Annotated in this window: 3 protein-coding genes, 1 pseudogene and 1 other annotated feature; of the genes and pseudogenes, 3 read left to right on the plus strand and 1 reads right to left on the minus strand. The window is 61.8% G+C overall.

Going from position 1 to position 4276, the window contains the following annotated elements; translation table 11 throughout:
- Positions 1-1897: 1897 nt before the first annotated feature.
- Positions 1898-2113 (minus strand): annotated as a pseudogene (locus tag NA4_RS43970) (transposase); the annotation flags it as partial.
- Positions 2114-2299: 186 nt separating this feature from the next.
- Here NA4_RS43970 and NA4_RS37385 point away from each other — a divergent pair.
- From NA4_RS37385 to NA4_RS37395, 3 genes are all read left to right on the plus strand, one after another.
- Positions 2300-2674, plus strand: a complete 375-nt coding sequence (locus NA4_RS37385) for a transposase (RefSeq protein ID WP_169811213.1) — start codon at positions 2300-2302, stop codon at positions 2672-2674.
- Entirely contained in the window at positions 2635-3783 is a 1149-nt protein-coding gene (locus tag NA4_RS37390) for an IS30 family transposase (RefSeq protein ID WP_067480817.1), read from the plus strand. Before NA4_RS37385 ends, NA4_RS37390 begins: the two co-directional genes overlap by 40 nt.
- Before the next feature lie 9 nt (positions 3784-3792).
- Positions 3793-3921, plus strand: a sequence feature (AL1L pseudoknot).
- Positions 3907-4269 carry an IS3 family transposase gene (locus NA4_RS37395; protein WP_084497827.1) on the plus strand — a complete coding sequence of 121 codons (363 nt, stop codon included), beginning with the start codon at positions 3907-3909 and terminating at the stop codon, positions 4267-4269. (Overlaps the previous feature by 15 nt.)
- Positions 4270-4276 lie beyond the last annotated feature (7 nt).

Raw genomic sequence — 4276 nt, forward strand, 5'->3', positions numbered from 1 at the left:
AGCCTTGCGGTTAGTACCCCAAACACCCCTCCCGAAACAACAAAACACCAGGTCAAACGATCATATGCCCGACTTCGCGGCGAAGGTGTCCCGAGTCAGGTCAGAGCACCTTTTCGCTATTCCCGACACGAAGTGCCGGGAAAAGCATGAATGGCCGAGGCTAGGTTTCGGTCAGCATCCGGGAATGTGATCCTGGAGCCCGAAGCTGCAGCCGGGACGGCGGGCATGTCCCGAGAGGGATCCGAGAACTGCAGTTGTAGGCGACAGGTGACAACTGGCGTGCCGTTGACACAAGCAGACCCCAGATCGGTTCGGAAGCATGTCGACTCAACCAGGTGGCGTACCCCCCAACATCGCTTCAACACCCGTGCACGGACTGCCCCACCCTGGCTTACGCCTTCGTCGTAGAGCCCGTTACACAACCGATGGGCTCCCGACCGCCTCCACACCGGCGATGTCGCACCCTCCGCCTGGTAGCGCCATTTATAAAGCCCTGCCCGACACAGGTACGCAGGCTGCCTGGCGGCCATACCAGACGAGGCAACTCACCGGGGTTGCTCATCGGCATGTCGGTCGCGCACATCTCCAAGCCCCCGCAGACCCGTTCCCGCCCTACTGCCATGCTGATCGCCCGCAAGGGAAGCGCGAAACCAGCGAACCGAGACACGGTAAACAAAAAGCGTCGGCATTTCCCCCATGCTGGGCAGGTCAGAGGCATGGAAGGATCATGCGAACGCCAACACTACCGCTCTTCCCAGGACAGGACATACCTGTGAATCGCCGCCGACTTCCGCCATCGCCCCTCCCGATAACCCGCTCATTTCCTCGACAAAGATTGCGGTCACGTGTCGGCTCGCAACACCGAGTCCGGGGTTATCATCTCGCACCGCTCAAATCCGGCGCTAGACAACTACCTTTCCGGTCGGGGACCCCCGCGGTCGCACGTATGCCTTCAAAGCTCTGGCATCAATAGCGGGGAATTTCTATATCTCGACTCCGACTTCACTTCGGTGCCGTCGGCCCGCAGGCATTAGTCTACCCGAAGGTCGTGGCGACCGTCGCACATCGAGCCCTATCTTGCCGTCGCAGAAGTCCCGTTGCTAGATAGGAATGAGAACCGCTGAGCAACCTGAACGCAGCGTCAAATAGGACGAAGTATGCTTCAGAAAATGGCGCCATTCGCTTAAACTCTAAATTCAGAATATGATACCGGCGCCGATCATCACGGAGCGGGTTCTGGGCGCCATTCCTGGAGCGTTCGACTGGTCCATCGCCCCGGCGCGTCAGATCGCCTCCGCGCCTTTTATCACGAGCGCAGAGAGGCGGAAATCTTACTAGTTGCCACGACCTTGCCGTCAATTGCGATTTCGCGATCACTAATTGCACGTTCTGTATATATGGAGAATGGGATGGAAAATATTATATTGGGCTGGCCTGATTTGTCCTATCCAGATCTTGCGACCATCCTGGCGGACATCACTGCGGAACGCCAGCATCGATCACCCGAACCACCCGCGACGAGGAACGGAACCACTCGTGCTGCTCCGGGTTCCGGTAGCCATCGCGCAAGAAACAAAACGGATATGACGAGCCGCTGGTGATGGCGCCCGAGGCTACGGGTTCGCTTGCCAAGGTGGCGGTAGATAGTTGGTAGGGTGACACCGAATTCGGCCGCGATCTGGGCAACCGTGTACCGGCGCTTGCCACGTTCGCTGAGTGCCTTCGTAAATATTCCGAGCCAGCTGCACCGGCAATCTGTTCAAGCAGGCTCGCGGGCAGGTTATGGCGGTGCAAAAGACGACGTCGGAGAGCCGTCACTTGAGGATTCGGAGGGCTTCCATTCCCCATCTCCGCCAGCTTTGCGCCGTTTCAGTAGTGCTCGCGCGTCCGGGTGGCAGCGAGCTTGGGTGAGTGTAATGCGGTGGAGGGCAGCGTTGAGCTGACGATTCCCGGTGCGCGAGAGTCGGTGTCGGGCGCGGCTGGACGACCAGACCGGCAGCGGTGCGGTGCCGTTGTGGCGGGCGAAGGCGTCTTTGGATCGGAGTCGGTCGGCGCCTGCGGTTTCGCCGATGATCTTCGCGGCCGTCAGCGCGCCGCAGCCCACGATCTCCAGCGCCGATCAGGTCGCGTTCGAGTCTGCATGTCATGTTCCGGCAGTCCTCGATCGCCCACAACCGATCCAGATCAGGTTGTGCCTCAATGCCGTTAGCCTCGATGTTTCTCGCGCGCAGCTCACGGGAGGTGACTGAATCGTCACGGGTTGGGGGCCGCTTCTTCCTAGTGGAAGATGGTTCCCATCATGTCGAAGCGTTATCCGCCCGAGGTTCGTGAGAAGGCTGTGCGTCTGGCCCTGGAGCGTCTGGATGAGTACGGATCCCCGTATGCCGCAGCACAGGCCATCGCCCCGATGGTCGATGTGCACTACGAGACCTTGCGGATCTGGATCAAGAAGGCCCTGGACGAGGGTGCTCGGCCGGGCAAGCAGGCAGCCTCGGGCCTGTCCTCGGCCGAACGTGACGAGTTGACTCGGTTGCGGAAAGAGAACCGAGCTCTCAAGCAGGCCAACGCGATTCTGAAACTCGCGTCCTTAGATTCAACGGGTCCAATGCAACGGTGCTGGTGGAGCGAGGGTTTGTGGCGAGGGTTGGGCGGCCGGGGATGTCGGAGGCGATGAAGGCCGAATTGTGGCGGCGGTGGCGCGGCGGGGAGTCGATCAGTGTCATTTCGAGGGCATTGGGCAAGCCGCCGGGATCGGTGTTCACAGTGTTGAAGCACCACGGCGGAATCCCGCCCGCGGAACGCGCTCCCTGCGCCGAGCAGCTCACCATCCAGGATCGGGAGGCCATCTCCCGAGGGCTGAGTGCCGGATGGTCGTTTCGCGCGATTGCCGAAACGCTCGGTCGCGCACCTTCGACTGTGAGCCGAGAGGTCGGGCGCAACGGCGGTCGTGACGCCTATCGCGCTGTTGCAGCTCAGGAGCGTGCCGATGACCAGCGTCGGCGGCCCAAGCCCAGCCTGCTGGAGCGAAACGGCCGACTTCGCTGGCGGGTGATCGAGTTGCTCGATCAGGAGTGGTCACCCGAGCAGATCGTCGGGCGGCTGCGTCTGGACCACCCCGGCGACCCGGAGATGACGGTCAGTCACGAGACGATCTACCGGGCTATCTATACCAGCCGCTGGAAGCTGATTCCCAAGCCGATGAGCAAGAAGCTGCGAACGGGTCGACCGATCCGAAAAAACAAGCGGCACAGCGTAAAAGGACAATGGCGCTCGCAGATCATCAACGCTCGACCGATCAGCGACCGCCCCACCGACGCCGAGGACCGCAGCGTGATCGGGCACCTCGAAGGGGACATGGTCGTCGGTCCCGCCACCACCCAGGTCGCCACGCTCGTCGACCGCAAGTCCCGGTACTTGATCGTGACGAAACTCGCCGACCGCCGCACCGAAACCGTCGTCGAAGCCCTGATCGATCGTTATGCCACATTGCCGGCCACCCTGCGCCGCACGTTGACCTGGGACCGCGGGATGGAACTGGCGAATCACCAAATATTCAGTGCGGCAACAGGAGTCGACGTCTACTTCGCCGCGCCTCGTAGTCCGTGGCAGCGCGGAACGAACGAGAACACCAACAAACTCCTGCGCCAATACCTACCGAAGGGCACCAACATCGGCGCATACAGTCAGGACCAGCTCGACGCGATCGCCGACCGACTCAACAACCGGCCTCGCAAATGCCTCGGCTACCGAACTCCCGCCGAGTGTGTTGCGTTGACAGTCTGAATCTAAGTCCAGTTTTTTCGCGCGGGAACTCGACCCGCGACACCGCTGATCGTCGGATTCATCGACGAATACCGAAAGGTCTACGGCGTCGAGTCGATCTGCCGTGCGCTGGGCGCGCACGGGGTGCAGATCGCGCCCAGGACCTACCGCAAAGCCCGCCGCCGGCCACCCTCGGCGCGTGACATTGCCGACGCCCACGTAGAGAACGCCCTGCGTGACCTGCACGAGAAACCCGAGGCGATGTATGGGCGCCGCAAGATGACGCGCTATCTGCGCCGGCAAGGCCACATCGTGGCGTTCTGCACGGTCGACCGGATCATGCGCGAGGTCGGCATGAACGGGGTCGTGCGGGGACGCAGACACCGCACCACGATCCCCGGCAAGGACGGGATACGGGCCGGGGACGGGCTCAACCGCGACTTCACCGCGGCGGCACCGGATCTGGTGTGGGTAGCCGATTTCACGTACGTTGACGGCGCTCACTGAAATGGTT

It is taken from the genome of Nocardia amamiensis NBRC 102102, assembly GCF_001612745.1.
Taxonomy (GTDB): Bacteria; Actinomycetota; Actinomycetes; order Mycobacteriales; family Mycobacteriaceae; genus Nocardia; species Nocardia amamiensis.